This is a genomic window from Methanobrevibacter sp., assembly GCF_045112895.1.
Taxonomy (GTDB): Archaea; Methanobacteriota; Methanobacteria; order Methanobacteriales; family Methanobacteriaceae; genus Methanocatella.
Map to the genome: position 1 here is coordinate 24,849 of NZ_JBGUIH010000054.1, position 16,190 is coordinate 41,038.

Annotated in this window: 19 protein-coding genes and 1 pseudogene; 8 read left to right on the forward strand and 12 right to left on the reverse strand. The window is 36.0% G+C overall.

Going from position 1 to position 16,190, the window contains the following annotated elements; genetic code table 11:
• Nucleotides 1-103 precede the first annotated feature (103 nt).
• Nucleotides 104-682, forward strand: coding sequence for a class I SAM-dependent methyltransferase (locus tag ACJMLD_RS08925; RefSeq protein ID WP_405270694.1), 579 nt, complete (start codon nt 104-106; stop codon nt 680-682).
• Nucleotide 683: 1 nt separating this feature from the next.
• On the opposite strand, the gene ACJMLD_RS08930 is transcribed toward ACJMLD_RS08925, so the two are convergent.
• From ACJMLD_RS08930 to ACJMLD_RS08955, 6 genes are all read right to left on the reverse strand, one after another.
• Nucleotides 684-1,481 carry a class I SAM-dependent methyltransferase gene (locus tag ACJMLD_RS08930; protein ID WP_405270657.1) on the reverse strand — a complete coding sequence of 266 codons (798 nt, stop codon included), beginning with the start codon at nt 1,479-1,481 and terminating at the stop codon, nt 684-686.
• Between the two features lie 4 nt (nt 1,482-1,485).
• On the reverse strand, nt 1,486-2,181 hold the full coding sequence (locus tag ACJMLD_RS08935; protein ID WP_405270659.1) for a class I SAM-dependent methyltransferase: 696 nt from the start codon (nt 2,179-2,181) through the stop codon (nt 1,486-1,488).
• A complete protein-coding gene (locus tag ACJMLD_RS08940) occupies nt 2,181-2,657 on the reverse strand; it encodes a methyltransferase family protein (protein WP_405270661.1) in 477 nt (158 codons plus the stop codon). The genes ACJMLD_RS08935 and ACJMLD_RS08940 overlap by 1 nt, the downstream gene beginning before the upstream one ends.
• Before the next feature lie 108 nt (nt 2,658-2,765).
• On the reverse strand, nt 2,766-4,787 hold the full coding sequence (locus ACJMLD_RS08945) for an Ig-like domain repeat protein (protein ID WP_405270663.1): 2,022 nt from the start codon (nt 4,785-4,787) through the stop codon (nt 2,766-2,768).
• Nucleotides 4,788-4,996: 209 nt separating this feature from the next.
• On the reverse strand, nt 4,997-6,724 hold the full coding sequence (locus ACJMLD_RS08950; RefSeq protein ID WP_405270665.1) for a Na+/H+ antiporter NhaC family protein: 1,728 nt from the start codon (nt 6,722-6,724) through the stop codon (nt 4,997-4,999).
• 208 nt (nt 6,725-6,932) lie between these two features.
• Nucleotides 6,933-7,958: a GNAT family N-acetyltransferase gene (locus ACJMLD_RS08955; RefSeq protein WP_405270667.1), complete on the reverse strand. Its 1,026-nt coding sequence runs from the start codon at nt 7,956-7,958 to the stop codon at nt 6,933-6,935.
• 172 nt (nt 7,959-8,130) lie between these two features.
• Between ACJMLD_RS08955 and ACJMLD_RS08960 the strand changes: the two genes are divergently transcribed.
• The 4 genes from ACJMLD_RS08960 (at nt 8,131) to ACJMLD_RS08975 (ending at nt 10,487) form a co-directional block, all read left to right on the forward strand.
• On the forward strand, nt 8,131-9,084 hold the full coding sequence (locus ACJMLD_RS08960; RefSeq protein WP_405270669.1) for a ketopantoate reductase family protein: 954 nt from the start codon (nt 8,131-8,133) through the stop codon (nt 9,082-9,084).
• A 186-nt stretch (nt 9,085-9,270) separates the two neighbouring features.
• Entirely contained in the window at nt 9,271-9,759 is a 489-nt protein-coding gene (locus tag ACJMLD_RS08965; protein ID WP_405270671.1) for a hypothetical protein, read from the forward strand.
• A gap of 2 nt (nt 9,760-9,761) precedes the next feature.
• The gene (locus ACJMLD_RS08970; protein ID WP_405270672.1) at nt 9,762-10,205 is read left to right on the forward strand and encodes a hypothetical protein; all 444 of its coding nucleotides are present in this window, start codon (nt 9,762-9,764) and stop codon (nt 10,203-10,205) included.
• A complete protein-coding gene (locus ACJMLD_RS08975; protein ID WP_405270674.1) occupies nt 10,206-10,487 on the forward strand; it encodes a hypothetical protein in 282 nt (93 codons plus the stop codon).
• On the opposite strand, the gene ACJMLD_RS08980 is transcribed toward ACJMLD_RS08975, so the two are convergent.
• Both ACJMLD_RS08980 and ACJMLD_RS08985 read right to left on the reverse strand, forming a co-directional pair.
• Nucleotides 10,476-10,751, reverse strand: coding sequence for a hypothetical protein (locus ACJMLD_RS08980; RefSeq protein WP_405270676.1), 276 nt, complete (start codon nt 10,749-10,751; stop codon nt 10,476-10,478). The two genes, ACJMLD_RS08975 and ACJMLD_RS08980, sit on opposite strands and share 12 nt — an antisense overlap.
• Nucleotides 10,752-10,760: 9 nt before the next feature.
• Entirely contained in the window at nt 10,761-10,952 is a 192-nt protein-coding gene (locus tag ACJMLD_RS08985) for a hypothetical protein (protein WP_405270678.1), read from the reverse strand.
• A 110-nt stretch (nt 10,953-11,062) separates the two neighbouring features.
• Here ACJMLD_RS08985 and msrA point away from each other — a divergent pair, with 110 nt between their 5' ends.
• Nucleotides 11,063-11,971 carry a peptide-methionine (S)-S-oxide reductase MsrA gene (msrA, locus tag ACJMLD_RS08990; protein ID WP_405270680.1) on the forward strand — a complete coding sequence of 303 codons (909 nt, stop codon included), beginning with the start codon at nt 11,063-11,065 and terminating at the stop codon, nt 11,969-11,971.
• A 5-nt stretch (nt 11,972-11,976) separates the two neighbouring features.
• The gene (locus ACJMLD_RS08995; RefSeq protein WP_405270682.1) at nt 11,977-12,372 is read left to right on the forward strand and encodes a hypothetical protein; all 396 of its coding nucleotides are present in this window, start codon (nt 11,977-11,979) and stop codon (nt 12,370-12,372) included.
• Here the strand turns inward: ACJMLD_RS08995 and ACJMLD_RS09000 are convergent.
• Nucleotides 12,359-13,339 (reverse strand): Mrp/NBP35 family ATP-binding protein, encoded by a 981-nt coding sequence (locus tag ACJMLD_RS09000; RefSeq protein ID WP_405270684.1) that lies wholly within the window; start codon nt 13,337-13,339, stop codon nt 12,359-12,361. The genes ACJMLD_RS08995 and ACJMLD_RS09000 overlap by 14 nt on opposite strands.
• 22 nt (nt 13,340-13,361) lie before the next feature.
• Nucleotides 13,362-14,693: an FAD-dependent oxidoreductase gene (locus ACJMLD_RS09005; RefSeq protein WP_405270686.1), complete on the reverse strand. Its 1,332-nt coding sequence runs from the start codon at nt 14,691-14,693 to the stop codon at nt 13,362-13,364.
• Nucleotides 14,694-14,767: 74 nt separating this feature from the next.
• Between ACJMLD_RS09005 and ACJMLD_RS09010 the strand changes: the two genes are divergently transcribed.
• Nucleotides 14,768-15,391 carry a CatA-like O-acetyltransferase gene (locus ACJMLD_RS09010; RefSeq protein ID WP_405270688.1) on the forward strand — a complete coding sequence of 208 codons (624 nt, stop codon included), beginning with the start codon at nt 14,768-14,770 and terminating at the stop codon, nt 15,389-15,391.
• On the opposite strand, the gene ACJMLD_RS09015 is transcribed toward ACJMLD_RS09010, so the two are convergent.
• Entirely contained in the window at nt 15,388-15,876 is a 489-nt protein-coding gene (locus tag ACJMLD_RS09015; protein ID WP_405270690.1) for a hypothetical protein, read from the reverse strand. The two genes, ACJMLD_RS09010 and ACJMLD_RS09015, sit on opposite strands and share 4 nt — an antisense overlap.
• Nucleotides 15,877-15,886: 10 nt before the next feature.
• Nucleotides 15,887-16,190 (reverse strand): annotated as a pseudogene (locus ACJMLD_RS09020) (NADPH-dependent F420 reductase); the annotation flags it as partial.

A 16,190-nucleotide genomic window follows, 5' to 3' on the forward strand; every position in this document is an offset into this window, starting at 1 on the left:
AAATAATTTTAAAAATCCCCAAGGAAAACTTGGGGATAAAATTATTGACCAGATGAACGAGTAGAATGCCCAGGTTGCCATATGGGGAATCAATCACATTGTCATTAATGAATCCGATATCATTTTAGACATCGGCTGCGGCGGAGGGACAAACGTTAAAAGAATGGCTTCAAAATCAGCTAAAGTTTATGGCGTCGATTATAGTCCGAAAGCTGTTGAAAGAGCAAAAGAACTTAACAAAGATATAAAAAATGTTGAAATCATCGAATCCAGCGTCAGCAATCTTCCCTTTGAAGATAACACCTTTGATGTCATAACTGCAATAAAAACCGTGTTCTTCTGGCCTGATTTGGTCAATGACTTCAAAGAGGTAAAAAGGGTCTTGAAACCGGATGGCATATTTGCAATCATTGTGGACTACAACGGCGCTAACGGCAAAAAGATGATGGAATTTGCAGAAAGGCTGCTGGAAATGGATCCTAAAAACGATATTGAAACAACATATATTCTATTAGATGCAGGATTTAGGGAAGTAACCTCATATATCAGGAATACAAAAGTCAAAAGAGAAATTAAAAAAGTGAATAACATAATAGAAAAAGAAAGCGCTGACACCTTTTCCATCAGAGCAGATTTTTCCGATAAAATGGAGGAATGGATCTGCTTGATAGCAAAAAAATAAGTTATATCTTTAGATGCAGAATCATTGCATTATTCCTTTTATCAGCCACTTTCATTGAAATCTTTGCATATAATCCGATTTTTTTATCTAATATTCTTAATGCATCCTTATAGAAACCCCTGCATTCTATCAATTGGCAATCGGCTTTTCTAGCAAATTCATTTGCATCTTCAATATAGAAATGCATCAATGCTGATTTGTTTCCAGTTCTCTTTACATAGAAATTGCAATATTTTATTCCGAATTTGTTTGTTGCATCAAATATCAGCTCGCAGTCTTCAAAAATGTTTTTCACATTTCCAATAAATTCAAGAATATCCTCTTCATGGAAGTATTGGAACACACCTGAAACTATCATTAATGTTGGAAGAGCAGCGTCTAATTCATCACACCATTCAAGCTTAAACAAATCTCCTTTAATGAACTTCTCATTTTCTCCGACTTCAAAATATCTTTCCCTAAGCTCAATCACTTCCGGTAGGTCAACTTCATAAAACAGCGAATCTTTTCTATCCATCCTGTAATATGACGTTTCAAGACCAACGCCCAAATTAACTATATTGCATTTGCCGTGCCCATCTATGAACTTTTGTGCCATTTCATCCAGATTGTAGCTTCTTGCGACATTGGCCACCATCGTATATTCGGAAGATTTTTTCTCAATCCTTTTGCCTTTAATTAAATTTTCCATTTCCAAAGCTTTTTCATCATAAAAATATTCCGGAAACTTTTTAGAAACATTTACCCTTGCCGTTAGAGGAATAAATAATGTATCCTCTACCCCTTCATAATCGCTCATATAATCACTTTCTTGCAACGACAGTCAACCACTCTACGAATTTATCCGAAAACGAAATATGATCATAATCGTCATTTATTCTTCGGGTTTCCCCACCGATTTCCTTAATTATTTCCTGTTTCTTTCTACCGTCCTTAATATAGGCAGTAATTTGCGAATAGTCATTATTCTGTAAAAATTGTGTTATCTCCGCATCATCATAAAGGTTCATGTCAATGAAGTGCTGCCAGAATTTCATGATTAAATTATCAGATCCGTTAGATTCCATTCCAATCAGGAATGTTCCGCCAGGTTTAAGAACCCTTTTCACTTCGCCGAAGCACTTTTCAATGTCCGGCCAGAAATAGACGGTTTCGAAAGCGGTTACAATGTCAAATGTATCATCTTCAAAAGGCAGGCTTTGGACATTACCCTCAAGAACCTCAACCCTGCCCTCTTTAATTAAATCATCATTTACTTCACGTGAAAGCTTAACGCTTTCCTCACTATAATCAACACCATAGACCTTCTTGGCCTTTTGGGCCATGCGGTTCAGGTTTATTCCACCGCCACAGCCGACATCCAATATCACATCGTCAGCCTGAATATCCAAATGCTTCAGGCCCCATAGCGAAACTGGAGTGTGCTCCTTGTTCATTGACTTTAATTGAATATTTCCTAGTTTTCCTTTCGGTTTTCTCATATTGTCGAAAAATCCCATCATATCACCTTCGGAATGAATCTGTTTACATTTTTTGAATAATCCAAATAATCATCACCATGCAAATCAACAAGCCATTTCTCTTCAGTTTTTATCATAGCCAATGTTAATATTAACCAGTAGGCTACCGGCAAAATTAATAAAAGCACATTGTTTGCAATAAAAATAAAACCTGTAATCGCATATAAAAAGGCTGCATAAATCGGGTGCCTTACAATGCCATATATTCCAGTCGTTACCAGCTGATTATTCTTGATGTTATCATCAATTCTAGATTTTAAAACTGCAGATATCCAAAATATAGCTCCACAAACAATTAAAATAGCTCCAACTATAGTCATTAAAATCTGGTTTGTTGAATAACTCGGAATTATCTTCTTTAAAGACAATGCTATTGCTATAACTGAAATCAATGCTATCAATCCTATCAAGTAGGGACCAATTCCAAAAACCGGCAGATGATTATTTTCTTTCATATATTAATTTATAAAATCAGAATATATAAATTTTTAGGTATACCTAAATTTTTATAGTTTTAATAAAAAAAGAGGAGTTTATAAAAAACTCCAAAAAGTGTTTGAATTTTATTTTCTTCTTTTAGTGATTATACCTAAGAGTGCTAAAACAACAAGTAATGCTACTATAGGATTTGCTGTTTCATAACCTGCCAAACTAGTTTTTAGCGGATGTTTAAAATCTTTTTGGGGAGTTAAATTATTGTCCTCAACAGCCAAGACTTCGATAGTACCGGTTGCATTGTTAAGCAAATAATTATCATCACCTGAATAGTAAGCTTTGATATCATGCAAACCAACTTTTAAGCCTTGAACAATGAATACTGATTTACCCTTTTTAACAGGTGCAGTGTAAGTTTTACCTTCAACTTCAATAATTATGCTACCAGTTGCATTTTCCGGCACAGTGACTATGATTATACAATCATTACCAACAGTAATTGTTGGAGCGTTGACATTTACTGGAGGTAGAGTCTTTTTAACCTCAATTGTTGAAGTGTATGTTGAGGAAGTGTGACTATCATCAACAACAGTTGTTAATTCAACAGTATAGTTACCCACAGGCAAACTTGGAGGAGCAATATCCTCACCGGGATGAATATTACCCTCATCTACAGCCTTGCCGTCCTTATCAGCAATAACATAATCTATTGACGTAGCATTTTGGCAAGTGACAAGTACAACAATGGAATCACCATAATCAACATCCACATTATCCGCTTCAACGAGGGAAGAAGCAGGATTAACAGTTATATTGGATTTGCTGGATTTAATTGTAGTGTTTTGACTGCAGGTTACTGTAGCCACATTAGTGAAGTTTCCGATTATTGGAGCAGTGACATTAAATGAAATTGTTTTACTTTCTTTACTTGCTAAATTGCCGATATTCCACAATAATTTTTGACCAGAAACTATGCATGGAATACTAGTACCCGCACTGTCAAATTTGAATGCATTGTCCAATTCGTCAGTAATGTGGACATCAGTAACATCTATTGGGCCGTTATTGGTTATTGTTATTTCAAATGTAACATCCCCTCCGATAGTTACATTGGATTGACTGGCACATTTAACAATGGTCAGATTAGCCGGAACAATTTCACCTTTAAATGTATCGCTGATTAAAGTATCGTTTTCGTTACAAAGCGCATATGCATAATTAGTATAATTAAAAATTTCATTTGCCCTTCCAACAATTGTCAGTGCAACAGATTTTCCAGCAGGTATAACATCAATATTCCACTCAGACCATAAATAATCATAACCTTCTGTCGCATTGACAAAGTCAAAAACGGAAGGCAGTCCGTCCTTAATACGCACATCAGTCGCATTTACAATGCAGGCATTATTCACGATTATTGTAAATTCCACCAAGGTATTATTTCCAACACGGGTAACATTAGCTGTCTTATTGATAGTCAAAACAACAGGGACAACTTCAACATCAAATGAATCCGATATTAAATTATCGTCCTCGTCACATAGCGTATATGCATAATTTGTCCAATTGCCTATTTCTACTGACCTTCCAATCAAAGTAAATGCAGCGGATTTTCCGGCAGGTAAATCGTCAACAACCCAACAATTCCATAAGTTATCATAGCCTTCTGTCGCATTCACTAAGTCAAATCCATCCGGCAATCCATCTCTAATCCAAACACCGGTCGCATTAACAGCACCTGTATTATTGACGATTATGGTGAATTCCACCAATGTATTGTTTCCAACATGAGTGGCATTAGCAATATTATTAATTGTCAAAAAAGAATGAGCATCAACAACATCCAAATCCTTATCAATATCACTCCCAAAAGCCATATCCCCTGATTCATTTGAATAATAAGATTCTAATTCAAATGTTCCTCCTACAGGAATTGAAGGAATCTGAATTGTATCATTCAAATCATCGAAAGATTGTGGAGATGCTTCCAAAATATTCTTTTCAGTGTTTGCCAATATTGTATTGTCTTCAAACTCTTCTACAGCAATTTCAAGAGTTCCATTATCGGCAGCGCTTATAACACTTACATTTAGTATTAGAATAAAAATTGATAATATAATAATTAAGCTTCTGCTTTTCGTTTTTTTCACCTCCCTACAATCAGTCAATACACAAAATAAGTAATTTAAATCAATTTAATTTAATCATTATTATTTATCTTCAGAACAATATTTAAATTTAGTTTTGATATTAGAAATATTCTCAATAAAAGAAGAAATTTATGGAAATTGATTAAAAAAAAGCAGATTAAAGTTGTAAAATAAAAAATACATTGAAAAAAAAATAGTTGAAGTGAGGGCTATGCCTCAACTTCTTCAAAGTCTACTTTTTCACCTAGTACTTTAAGTCCGACATACAATACGACAATACCGATTGGCAATGAAACGTACCATGGGATTCCTAAACCTGCTGGGATGTAACCGATGAAGATTGCCACACATGCAACGAATATTGCATAGTAGATCTGTGTCCTTACGTGGTCTATGTGGTTACAGCTTGTTCCCATGGATGATAGGATTGTTGTATCTGAAATCGGTGAACAGTGATCCCCGAAAATAGCTCCGGTCAATACACCACTTGTACAGACGATTGTAAAGCCCATGTCACCTGAACTGATAGCCCATGCGAGAGGAATTGCCAAAGGCATGAGGATACTCATTGTACCGTATGAGGTACCTGTCGCAAATGAAATCAAAGCACCTAAAATGAAAATCAATGTAGGAACGATGAATGCAGGGATTGTATCGCTTAATACACCTACGAGGTAATCTGCGGTTCCGACATTTCCGATAACGGTACCTAATGACCATGCGAGAAGCAGGATAACACCTGTAATGACGATTGTTTTCATACCGCCAACCCATTCGCCGATAGCCTCTTCCATAGTGAGTATTCTCTCACCGACAGCCATTACGATAGCTACGATTGAAGCTAAAAGTGCTGCCTGGAACAGAGCTACTGAAGCATCGGACTGGGATAATGCGGTGTAGATACCTTCGAAGGATAAAGGTGAGCTTTGCATGATTGCAATGAGAGCCTGATCTTCTCCACCTAAAATGGTGGTGTATCCGCTCCAGTAGAATGCAATGAGCGCACCGATAATCAGGGTACCGATTGGAATAATAGCGTTCCAAACGGATAATTTTACGCCTTCCACAGGTTTGATTTCATCAAATCCAGGAGCTTCAGGAACAATAATTTCTTCATCTTCTTTTCTAGCACGAGCAGCCTGTTCTGCCTTTTTCATTGGACCGAATTCGTAAAGGGTCAAAGCAGAAATCACAATGAATATTAAAATAAATATGTTATAGAACCTGTATGGAATGGTTTGCAGGAATATTCCAAATCCTGTTACATTGGTTACGCCTACAGACTCGAAACCAGCGGCAATCAGACTTATTTCCAATCCAATCCAAGTGGAGATGATTGCAATACCAGCTACAGGAGCTGCAGTTGCGTCTACTACAAATGCTAATTTTTCTCTAGATACATGTAATTTGTCCATAACCGGCCTCATGATAGGACCGACAATCAAGGAGTTTGCGTAGTCGTCGAAGAATACACATAATCCTAATAACCAAGTGAATAATTGAGCTTTTCTTGGAGTGTTTGCTCTTTTTGCGAATGCGTCAGCAAGCGCTTTTGCACCACCCATTTTGGTTACTAATTGGATAATACCTCCAATAAGCAAACATTGAAGTACAATACCTGCATTCCATGGGTCCGCCATACATCCGATGATGTCTGAACCTAATTGAAGGAATGCGTTGATTGCGGTGGTAATAATGTTCAAGTCGTTTACAGCCAACATGAATTCTCCAACAAATACACCGATGAACAATGATAATACTGTCTCTTTTGTAATGAATGCCAAAGCAATAGCAACAAGAGGCGGTAATAATGTTAATATTCCGAATCTGATGGAATTATCCGCATCGGCTGGTGATGAAGTAATCAATAGGGATAAGACAAAAAGGGCTATAATTGAAACAGCAGCAATTACTCCTATTTTCATATTTCTTTCCATTTATTATCACACCATTTTCCTTACATTTATTAAAATTAATTGATTTAATTAATCTATACTAATAAGATATTCTAAATAGATAAGATTAACTTATTATGTATAATTATATTTTGTTTTTACTAATATAAAAAGGTTATAATTGAAAAATAAGAATTTTAACAAAAACAGAAGATTTTGTAAAAAATAAATTACAATTTTAAAAAAAGTATTACTCTTTAAGATAAATTAAGTTTATACCGCAAAAATGGCAGAACCTATCATGACTGTCAATCGGCATACCGCAATCAGGACATGTCTCATCATGGGACTTGATTTTGGCGTCACCATTGTCTTCGAACAGATAGGCCAGCCTGATCAGCAGAGATTCATTCAAAATCATGCCTGATTCATATTCATCCCTTATCTGCTGCTTGATTTCCAATGCCTTTTGATATGTTATATGGGCATCATCAATTAAGGATTCGATATATGATGAAAAGGTATCCTCATCACCGATGACCTCTTCAAGAGTGTAGTTCTTAACCGGAAGCTCTTTTTCAAGTTCTGACAATATCTCCATGAAATCTTCATCACTTTCCTTAAATAAAGCTGTAATTTCAATGAAATAGTCCTCATTCATATTCTCGCGATTCTCAATGCAGTCATAGTGAATAATGTCATAGTTCAATGGAGCGCTATAGGCGACATGGGCATCGTCAATGTTGAGGATGTGGATGCAGCTGCACTTTTCCAAATCATAAAAATGGGTTGACAATTCATCATTTTCATAGTCCCCATTAGACAGGACATGATAGCCCGGTACAACAAACTCAATTGCGCTTGCAACAATATTTTCGCTGACTTTGCAGGCAAATCCATACTTGACCAATAATTCAACGACAAAACGGGTTGGCTCCATTATGCTCGGCTTATTGTGCTCCCTCATCGTATTTTCAAGTTCCTTTAGAAAAATGCGGTTTCCCCTGAACTGAGGAAGGATATATATGTTGTTCAATGCGACCGTCAGAAAATCCCTTGAGAAGTCATATGAGCAGAAGCCGACGACCTTCCTGTCGCATACCAATTCCTTAAACAGGTTGCATTGCCTATACTTTAAAATAAACCCCTCATTTTGAATCGATTCGCAGATATATGGATAATCCTCATTTAGGACATCGACGACATCGAAGTTCTCTTCACTAAGATATACCTTCTGGGTGTTATCATCACGCACTACAAAATTGATTTCATTCATTTAATTCACCAAATGCAATTAAGTAAATATTAAGCTAAACTTATATTTAAATTAAATGGTTTTTAGGAAAAACTAAGAGTAATACTTTTTGTATTGCCTAAAAAAAGCAATTACAAATCATTTTTTTGAAATACCTAAAAAAATTTATAAGAAAGAACATATATCTAATAGTATGAACATTTTAGTTATCGGAGCCGGATCAGTTGGAATCGGACTTGCAGCATCAGCATTATCACAGAATGCAAATCTCAGCATTTATGCAAGGGGAGAGACTGCAAAGGCAATTCGCGAAAACGGGATTAAAAGAACAGGATTATTCACACATTACTCATTTTCGCCTGATGAATTCGATGTATATGACGAATATGAAAAACTACCTTCGAAAACATACGATTATGTTTTCATTGCCTCAAAGACAACTGCAAACGAGGACATATCCAAAAGGCTTAATGAAAACAGACGAATCCTAAAGGAAAATGCCAAAATAATAATCTTCCAGAACGGATTTGGAAATGATGATTACTACCTAAGATACTTTACAAAAAAAGAAGTCTTCTCTGCACGTGTCATTACCGGATTTACACGCCCCGAGAGGCATGTCAGTGAAGTTACAGTCTATACGGAACCTATTTTGCTTGGGTCTCTTCAGGGAGAAGATCCAAAAGACCTGCAGGAAATTGCAGACATCATAACATCATCAGGAATAAAATGTGAGCTGACCGATGAAGTCGACAAGTACCTATGGGCAAAGATGCTATACAACTGCTCATTAAATCCTCTAGGTGCAATATTGGACGTCAACTACGGAAAGCTCACCGAAAATGAATATACCATAGAGCTTATGAACAGAATCATCGACGAGATATTCAACGTCATAAATGCATCAGGATATTCAACCCTATGGGACAATCCGGACGAATACAGGAAAATTTTCTACTCCAAGCTTGTTCCTGATACCTATAACCATTATTCCTCAACACATCAGGATATACAAAGAAAAATAAAAACGGAAATCGATTCATTAACCGGCAAAGTTATTGACCTAGGTGAGAAAAACAATATTGATGTAAGTACTAATAAGATAATCTACAACTTGATAAAAGCTATTGAAAGTGAATTTGATTAAAACCTTAACATTTATATATGTAAAAGTCATAAATAGTATTGTTCATATTGTTATATACTATTTTTTTATAATATGAACAATGGTGATGGTTGAAATGAGCATTCGTTTGTATTCCTTTAGTGGTGTTTAGGAAGAGAATGTTCATTTGTTTTTAAAAACTTTTTTTATGATTATTATGGTGATATTATGAGCGAACTTAAAGAATTAATTGAAAGATTCATTGAACTCGATGATGACTTAGACAAAAAAATCGAGAAATACCTTGAAACCAAAGACGACATTGATGAGGAATTCGACAAGGAAAACGAAGAGCAGATCAATGAGATGAATGAAATTTATCATGAAATCGAACATGCGATATTCAACGAAGAACTGATTATTGTATCCAATGCAAACAGCGAAGAAAAAGAGGTTGTTGCATTAATCATCAGCGATGAAGAAGATGATGTTGAAGAATTTGTCATTCCTGTTTTCACTGATGAAGAAGAAGCAGAAATAGCCATCGAAGAGTTCAAAGAGCAGTTCGAAGATAACGAATTCGTTTTAGACAAAAAAACCGGTGAAGAAATTATTGCTGACCACTCTGAAGACGAAGATTTCATCGGTCTTGCAATTAACGCACCTCAATGGGACTTTGTAATCGCCAGCGAAGATGTGCACGACTGCAGTGAATAGATATGGATCCTAAAGACTACGAAGATTATCAAAAAAATAATGTCAAAGCTTCAAAAAGCCTGCTTAAGGAATATATTCAGATATATGCTGATATGGCTAAAAAACTCAAAAGCGAAAGCGCAGTTGAGCTTGAAGCCGTAAAAGTCAATATCAAAAAAACATATCCCCATGAGATATACTTTACATTAGTCGATGAGCTGGAAAGGCCTGTCAAATTAACCCTGACCGAGTCAAGCAAAGAGTATATCATCCCCATTTTTACAGACATCAGGGAATATGCAGTTGGGAGCGCTAAAATCTCAAAACTGTTTTTGGATAAGCTTGAAATGAAGGTAGTCACACCTGAAGACATTGCAAAAATGGCCGATGAGGATGAATATTTCCAGGGTTTTGTGATTAATCCTCACTCACAGAACTTCAATATGGACAGAAACGGGAGCTTTTAGATGAAGTTCATTTGTCCTGCAATCGGTGAAGGCCATGAAAAGGACTTTCTTGTTACAGGAAGCCCTGAAGACTTTAGGATAATTGTCTTTTCCAGCCTTGAAGAATATGAGAAAGGCTTTGAATATTTAAAATTAAGGGATTATGAGCCCTGTGAAGTTTCTATCGACTTATTCAAAGAACTTGCAAAAAATGATGATGAATTTTCAGGCATTGTTTTAGATATCCATTCCAAAAATAAGGTCATATCAAAAAAAGAGTTACAAGAAGAATTATTCATCTAATTCTTCTTCTGTTTCGTCTTCTTCTACAATATCATTCTGATAATATTTATATCTATAAGACATTTTAAAACCGGTTATAGCTTCACGTTTAGGTCTTCTTTTACGCCTTATATTTGGCCCATTCATGTCTTTGAACTGATCCTGGTGGGCTTTTATCAAGTTTTTATTTTCACGATAGTATGTAGAATTCCTATGACGATTATGAGGCGCTTTATACATTCTCTTTCTAAGCAAACGTCTACTGCTTGTTACGCGTCTTATCACAAAAATCACTTATCTTCTGTTTTTATTTTTTGTAGCAGATTTATCCAATGTAGCTTGAATTTCATCAATTCTTTCAACTACAACTTTAATGGCTTGTTCACCTTGACGAGTAGGGTTGATACCTTGTTCTACAAGCAATGCGTCCCTAATATCTCTTAATCTGTCAATTGAATCAATTTTCATTATTGTACTGTAAAACATGAGATTTCCTCCGTATATAGTATAAGGTATAATTTACCTAATAAAAATATTTTTTGTAGGAAAAATAATTGCCGATTTAATTTAAATAGTTTAAAATGATATTAAATATTATGTTTACAAGTCAAAAAGTAATATATTTGGCGGGAGGGTGCTTTTGGGGTGTTGAAGCATTCATCTCAAGACTTAAGGGAGTGAACCAAACTGAAGTGGGATATGCTAACGGACGGGATTTGGCCCCTACCTATGAAAAGGTATGCAGCGGAAAGACAGGGCATGCGGAAACTGTCAAAGTTACATATAACCCTAAAATCATCACACTAGAAGAAATACTGGAAAATTTCTTTAGAATAATTGACCCTTATGCCAAAAACCGTCAGGGTGCAGATATTGGAACACAATACAGGACAGGCATCTACTGGCAGGAAGAATCTCAAAAGGAGATTGTACTGAATTTTATAAAGGAAAGGCAGAAGGAATCAGCCGAAAGGATAGTCGTTGAAGCCTATTCGATAAGTTCATTCTATACTGCTGAGGTACATCATCAAAAGTACCTTGAAAGAAATCCGCAAGGATATTGTCATGTTGATTTAGATTTAATAAACGATGAAGAATTCGACCACTTGACAAAGGAAGAGTTCGAAATAACACAGCTTGCTATGACAGAAGCACCATATAGCGGCAAATATGATGACTTTTATGAAGATGGTGTGTATGTAGATGTTGTAGATGGTGAAATTCTATTCTCTTCGCAGGACAAGTTTGACTCCGGGTGCGGCTGGCCGGCATTTTCAAAGGCAATAAGCGATGATGCGATAACTCACAACAGGGATTTTTCACACGGAACAACTAGAATTGAGGTCAGAAGTGCCAAAGCCAATTCTCATTTAGGCCATCTATTTCATGACGGTCCTGGAGAATCTAAAAGATACTGCATCAACTCGGCAGCCTTGAAATTCATTCCAAAAGATGAAGTTGATGACTATCTGAAAAAATTAAATAACAATGAAAAACAAAAGTAGATACGATGAAGATTGAAGAGATTAAACATCCTGAATTAAAGAATCATATCAATATGATTTATATGCACAGTGAAAACCAAAACCAAGATGCAATCGATAAAACCGAAAATGAAATCAGAGAGTATATCAAAGATAAGGAATTCATAATATCTGTTGAGGATTCAAAACCCGTAAAGATTCCATATGCAAATGATGGAGAATATTTGGTTCCAATCTTTACAGACGAAGCCGAATACATTAACGGAATGCAATACTTTTCACTGAATGTGATGGATGAAAATAAAGAGTATGTAATTGAAAAATTGGATAACTTTAAAAAATTAAAAGAAGATCCTAATTTCTTAGGATACATCGTAAATATTGCTCGCGTGAGCTATATAATCAATATCAGTCTTTTATGAATTTGTCCTGAATATCCCTTACGATTTCAACAAACCTTTTTGAAACCGCATCATCAGGATCAAGTGTGGAAATAACCGCATCCTGATTTGGTGCATCAGAGACCTTTTCTTCAATAGGCAAATCGCCCAAATATTCGATTTCCATTTCTTCAGCAAACAGCTCACCATTGCCTTTACCGAAAATGTGGAGTTTTTCATCGCAATGAGGACAAATGTAGTATGCCATGTTTTCAATAAGACCAATATTATGAATATTCATCAATTCAACCATCTTAACACACTTTAAAACATCCTCTTGAGAAACGACATTAGGTGTAGTAACCATAATGACTGCATCCGCATCAGGAATGGTCTGCAAGACTGTCAACGGTTCATCTCCGGTTCCCGGAGGATTATCGATGATTAAATAATCAAGACTTCCCCAATGAGCATCAGAGATTAACTGTTTGATAGCTCCTGTCTTTTGAGGCCCTCTCCAGATTATAGGCCTGTCGATGCTGTCAATCAAAAATGCCATTGACATTACTTTTAAGCCGCTTGGCAAGACTACAGGAAACATTGAGTGTCTGTATTCTTCCTGCTTTGCTTTGATGAATTCCGCCTCTTCTTCCTGACTGTTGAATGTTTCGTTGGCCATTGCGCCTTCAGTGAGTTCCTTAAAGGTTTCGAACTGGTATTGGTTGAATTGTTCCTCAAGCATTTCCACTCCCAACATTTTTGGAATGTTAGGGCCATGAATGTCCGCATCCAAGATACCTGTTTTATATCCTAGCTTCTGTAATGTTTCGGCAATATTGGCCGCTACGGTAGATTTTCCAACTCCACCTTTTCCGCTCATAACAATTATCTTATGCTTGATTTGACCTAAATTCTTTGCTAATCTTAATTCCTGTTCAATCATCTGCCTTTGTTGTTCAGGAGTCATTTGACCCCCATGACCGTGATGACCGTGTCCATGTTGTGCCATTTATTCATCTCCCCTCAATTATTTAATTAAATTTTTTGCTTACCTCTTCAACGGCAAGAATTAACGGATCTGTTACCATTGATACCGGAGGCGCATAAGCAAATTCCATGTTGCTTAAATCAAAGCATGTCAATCCTTCGGTAATGGCCAATGTCATTGTATCTATTCTTTCAGCTACCCTCTCTTCTGCTATGATTTGACAGCCAATAATGGTTCCGTTTCCATCACAGATAACTTTGATATCCATTGGTTTTGCATTAGGATAATATCTGGCCCTTGTAAGTGCCTGCACTTTTTGTACAACAGGCCTGATTTGGTTTTGCATTGCAAAACTTGTAGTATATCCAACGGCACCAAACTCCAATTTGCCGACTTTTGACACCATGGAATTTAAGACCGGGTTGAATTTGGATTTTTTGCCACATATTGTACGAGCCAATGTTTTGGATTGCCTTACAGCAGTAGTTCCTAAGTGAGAAATGGTATTTGAACCTAAAATCAAATCTCTTGATTCAACACAATCTCCAACTGCATAAACATCCTCTACTGATGTTTCCATTCTATCATTGACAATAATGGCCCATCTTCCGGTATTACATCCTGCCATTTCGGCCAATTGAAGTTCAGGCCTTACGCCTGTAGCCATAATAACCATATCAGCATCATAAACCTCTTCATCACCGAAACATGCTTTCTCCACTTTGCCCTCACCGATTAGTTTTGTAATTGGTTTTCCCAAAACAACTTTGATGCCTTCCATTTCAAGGTATTTAACCAAAATATCTGACATGTCCTTATCGATTGATCTTGGAACTATTTGAGGCATCATTTCACTTAGAATAACATCCAATCCTTGATTTTTAAGTGCAAAAGCTATTTCAATACCAATTAAACCTGCACCAGTTACAATAGCGCTTTTTGCATCTTTCATAGCTTGTTGAACTTTAACACCATCATCAATATTCCTTATTTTGAAAACACCATCTAACTCCACGCCCTGCATTGGAGGTACAAATGGATTGCCTCCAGTAGCAAGAACCAACTTATCATAATCCAAGACAGTTTCATTACCTCCTTTTTCGTAAGTAACAGTTTTTTTATCTGAATCAACTGCAGTCACTTCTACTTCAGTGATAACTTCAATGTCTTTATCCTTATAATCCTCAGGAGTTCTCATTACAATATCATCAAAAGTTTCGATTACACCAGCCAATACATAAGGGATAGCGCATGGAGAGTATGCAACTTTTTTGTCTCTTGTGAGAACTGTAATTTCTATATCTTTATCAAGTTTACGAATATTTGAAGCTGTGGAAATTCCTCCAGCTCCTCCGCCTACAATAACTACTTTCATTATAACAAAACCGTTTATAATTTATACAATAGAATATATAATAAAAAATACTATAAAAAGATTAAGGTTTTATGATGAAAGAAATTGAATTTAGTCTAAATGAAAATCCTTTTAATGATTTCCTATCAGCAAGATATGCCATAAGTGCAAGAGTAAATGTTGAGAGTTTATGGAACTGGTGTCATGAAAACGACAAATCATTTTTCATAATGAGTCTGGGATGTTTAATGAATGCCGTAAATTCTGTGCCTGAGCTTAAAAGAAGGATAATTGATGGAAAAGTAATTGAATATGATTATCTTGAGGGTGTTTCACCAATTATGGGCAGTGACAATGACATTTATAAGGAAATGAGAGTAAAGGTCCCTGAGGAATTTAGCGACATTAATGAATGGCATGATTATGTTAAAAATCTTTCAGCAGGTATTTTAAATGGTGAACATGAAGGGTTTATTCTTGAAATGGAAAAAAGAGATTTTACAAATATAGCAAACTTTTCATGTATTCCATGGGTTGACTTTGACACACTTACAAACTGCGTTGTTGATGGTGCGGCAATACAACCGTTAATAACCTGGGGAAAAGTCAATGAAAAATATGAAATGAGTGTTGCGATTACCATCAGCCATATCTTTGTCAATGGTCGGGAATTAGGATATTTCTATCAAAACGCTCAAAAAGAATTTGACAAATTTTAGAAATGGCATTTTAAACCCATTTCATTAATCATTTTTTGCAGATATCTCTTTTTTAAAACAAGTTCCCGCTTATTTGCCAGTTTATCACTATTAGGTTGAGTTACCTTTTCAGCCAAAAGTGAAGCTCCAAGAAATTTCGTATCTCCTTCGCGTAATTTGTGGGCTTCCCCATCATCAATGGCCTTTTTAATGTAATAGTAATCTTCAAACAGCACATCAAAATCGTTGCTCAGGTAATAAAGCTCCAAATCAGTGATTAAGCCGTCTTCATCATACCAGATTATCAAAATCGATTCGTATTTGAACAGATCACTGAAAGAAATCATGTTAAAGTAATCCAAATCAGCAAGTTTGAATTTGGTTGCGGGATAGCGCCTGCCGCAATTCTTATAAGAATACTCCAAAGGAGCTAAAAAAAAGTTTTCAGATTCATTTAAGGCGACATCATTAATGTTTCTTCCTATTAAAGCCTCAAATGAATCCATATTAATCAAATTAGTCTTTGTCGAGTGCAGGAATTCCTGTAATTCTTAAACCGCCGTAATGGGATTTGTATTTGATGTTCAATCCGATTAATAGTGGAGTGATTTTTTCGATGATTCTTGCTTTTTCTAGGATACCTGTGTCGATTGTTTTGATTCCTGGTATTTTGTCGATTATTTCTGCTGCGGTTTCTTTTGCTTCTTTGTCGTCACCTGCAATCAAACAGTCGCAGTCGATTTCTTCTGGGATGTTTGAGAGGTGTGAGTTTGAGATGTTACAGAATGCGCAGATTACTTTTGCACCGGTTCCTTCGAGG

What these genes read in the sequence shown, in the direction of transcription:
- ACJMLD_RS08930 (WP_405270657.1), bottom strand. Translation starts at nt 1,481, where the DNA reads ATGAGCGATTATGAAGGGGTAGAGGATACATTATTTATTCCTCTAACG.
- ACJMLD_RS08935 (WP_405270659.1), bottom strand. Translation starts at nt 2,181, where the DNA reads ATGGGATTTTTCGACAATATGAGAAAACCGAAAGGAAAACTAGGAAAT.
- ACJMLD_RS08940 (WP_405270661.1), bottom strand. Translation starts at nt 2,657, where the DNA reads ATGAAAGAAAATAATCATCTGCCGGTTTTTGGAATTGGTCCCTACTTG.
- ACJMLD_RS08950 (WP_405270665.1), bottom strand. Translation starts at nt 6,724, where the DNA reads ATGGAAAGAAATATGAAAATAGGAGTAATTGCTGCTGTTTCAATTATA.
- ACJMLD_RS08955 (WP_405270667.1), bottom strand. Translation starts at nt 7,958, where the DNA reads ATGAATGAAATCAATTTTGTAGTGCGTGATGATAACACCCAGAAGGTA.
- ACJMLD_RS08960 (WP_405270669.1), top strand. Translation starts at nt 8,131, where the DNA reads ATGAACATTTTAGTTATCGGAGCCGGATCAGTTGGAATCGGACTTGCA.
- ACJMLD_RS08965 (WP_405270671.1), top strand. Translation starts at nt 9,271, where the DNA reads ATGAGCGAACTTAAAGAATTAATTGAAAGATTCATTGAACTCGATGAT.
- ACJMLD_RS08970 (WP_405270672.1), top strand. Translation starts at nt 9,762, where the DNA reads ATGGATCCTAAAGACTACGAAGATTATCAAAAAAATAATGTCAAAGCT.
- ACJMLD_RS08975 (WP_405270674.1), top strand. Translation starts at nt 10,206, where the DNA reads ATGAAGTTCATTTGTCCTGCAATCGGTGAAGGCCATGAAAAGGACTTT.
- ACJMLD_RS08985 (WP_405270678.1), bottom strand. Translation starts at nt 10,952, where the DNA reads ATGTTTTACAGTACAATAATGAAAATTGATTCAATTGACAGATTAAGA.
- msrA (WP_405270680.1), top strand. Translation starts at nt 11,063, where the DNA reads ATGTTTACAAGTCAAAAAGTAATATATTTGGCGGGAGGGTGCTTTTGG.
- ACJMLD_RS08995 (WP_405270682.1), top strand. Translation starts at nt 11,977, where the DNA reads ATGAAGATTGAAGAGATTAAACATCCTGAATTAAAGAATCATATCAAT.
- ACJMLD_RS09000 (WP_405270684.1), bottom strand. Translation starts at nt 13,339, where the DNA reads ATGGCACAACATGGACACGGTCATCACGGTCATGGGGGTCAAATGACT.
- ACJMLD_RS09005 (WP_405270686.1), bottom strand. Translation starts at nt 14,693, where the DNA reads ATGAAAGTAGTTATTGTAGGCGGAGGAGCTGGAGGAATTTCCACAGCT.
- ACJMLD_RS09010 (WP_405270688.1), top strand. Translation starts at nt 14,768, where the DNA reads ATGAAAGAAATTGAATTTAGTCTAAATGAAAATCCTTTTAATGATTTC.
- ACJMLD_RS09015 (WP_405270690.1), bottom strand. Translation starts at nt 15,876, where the DNA reads ATGGATTCATTTGAGGCTTTAATAGGAAGAAACATTAATGATGTCGCC.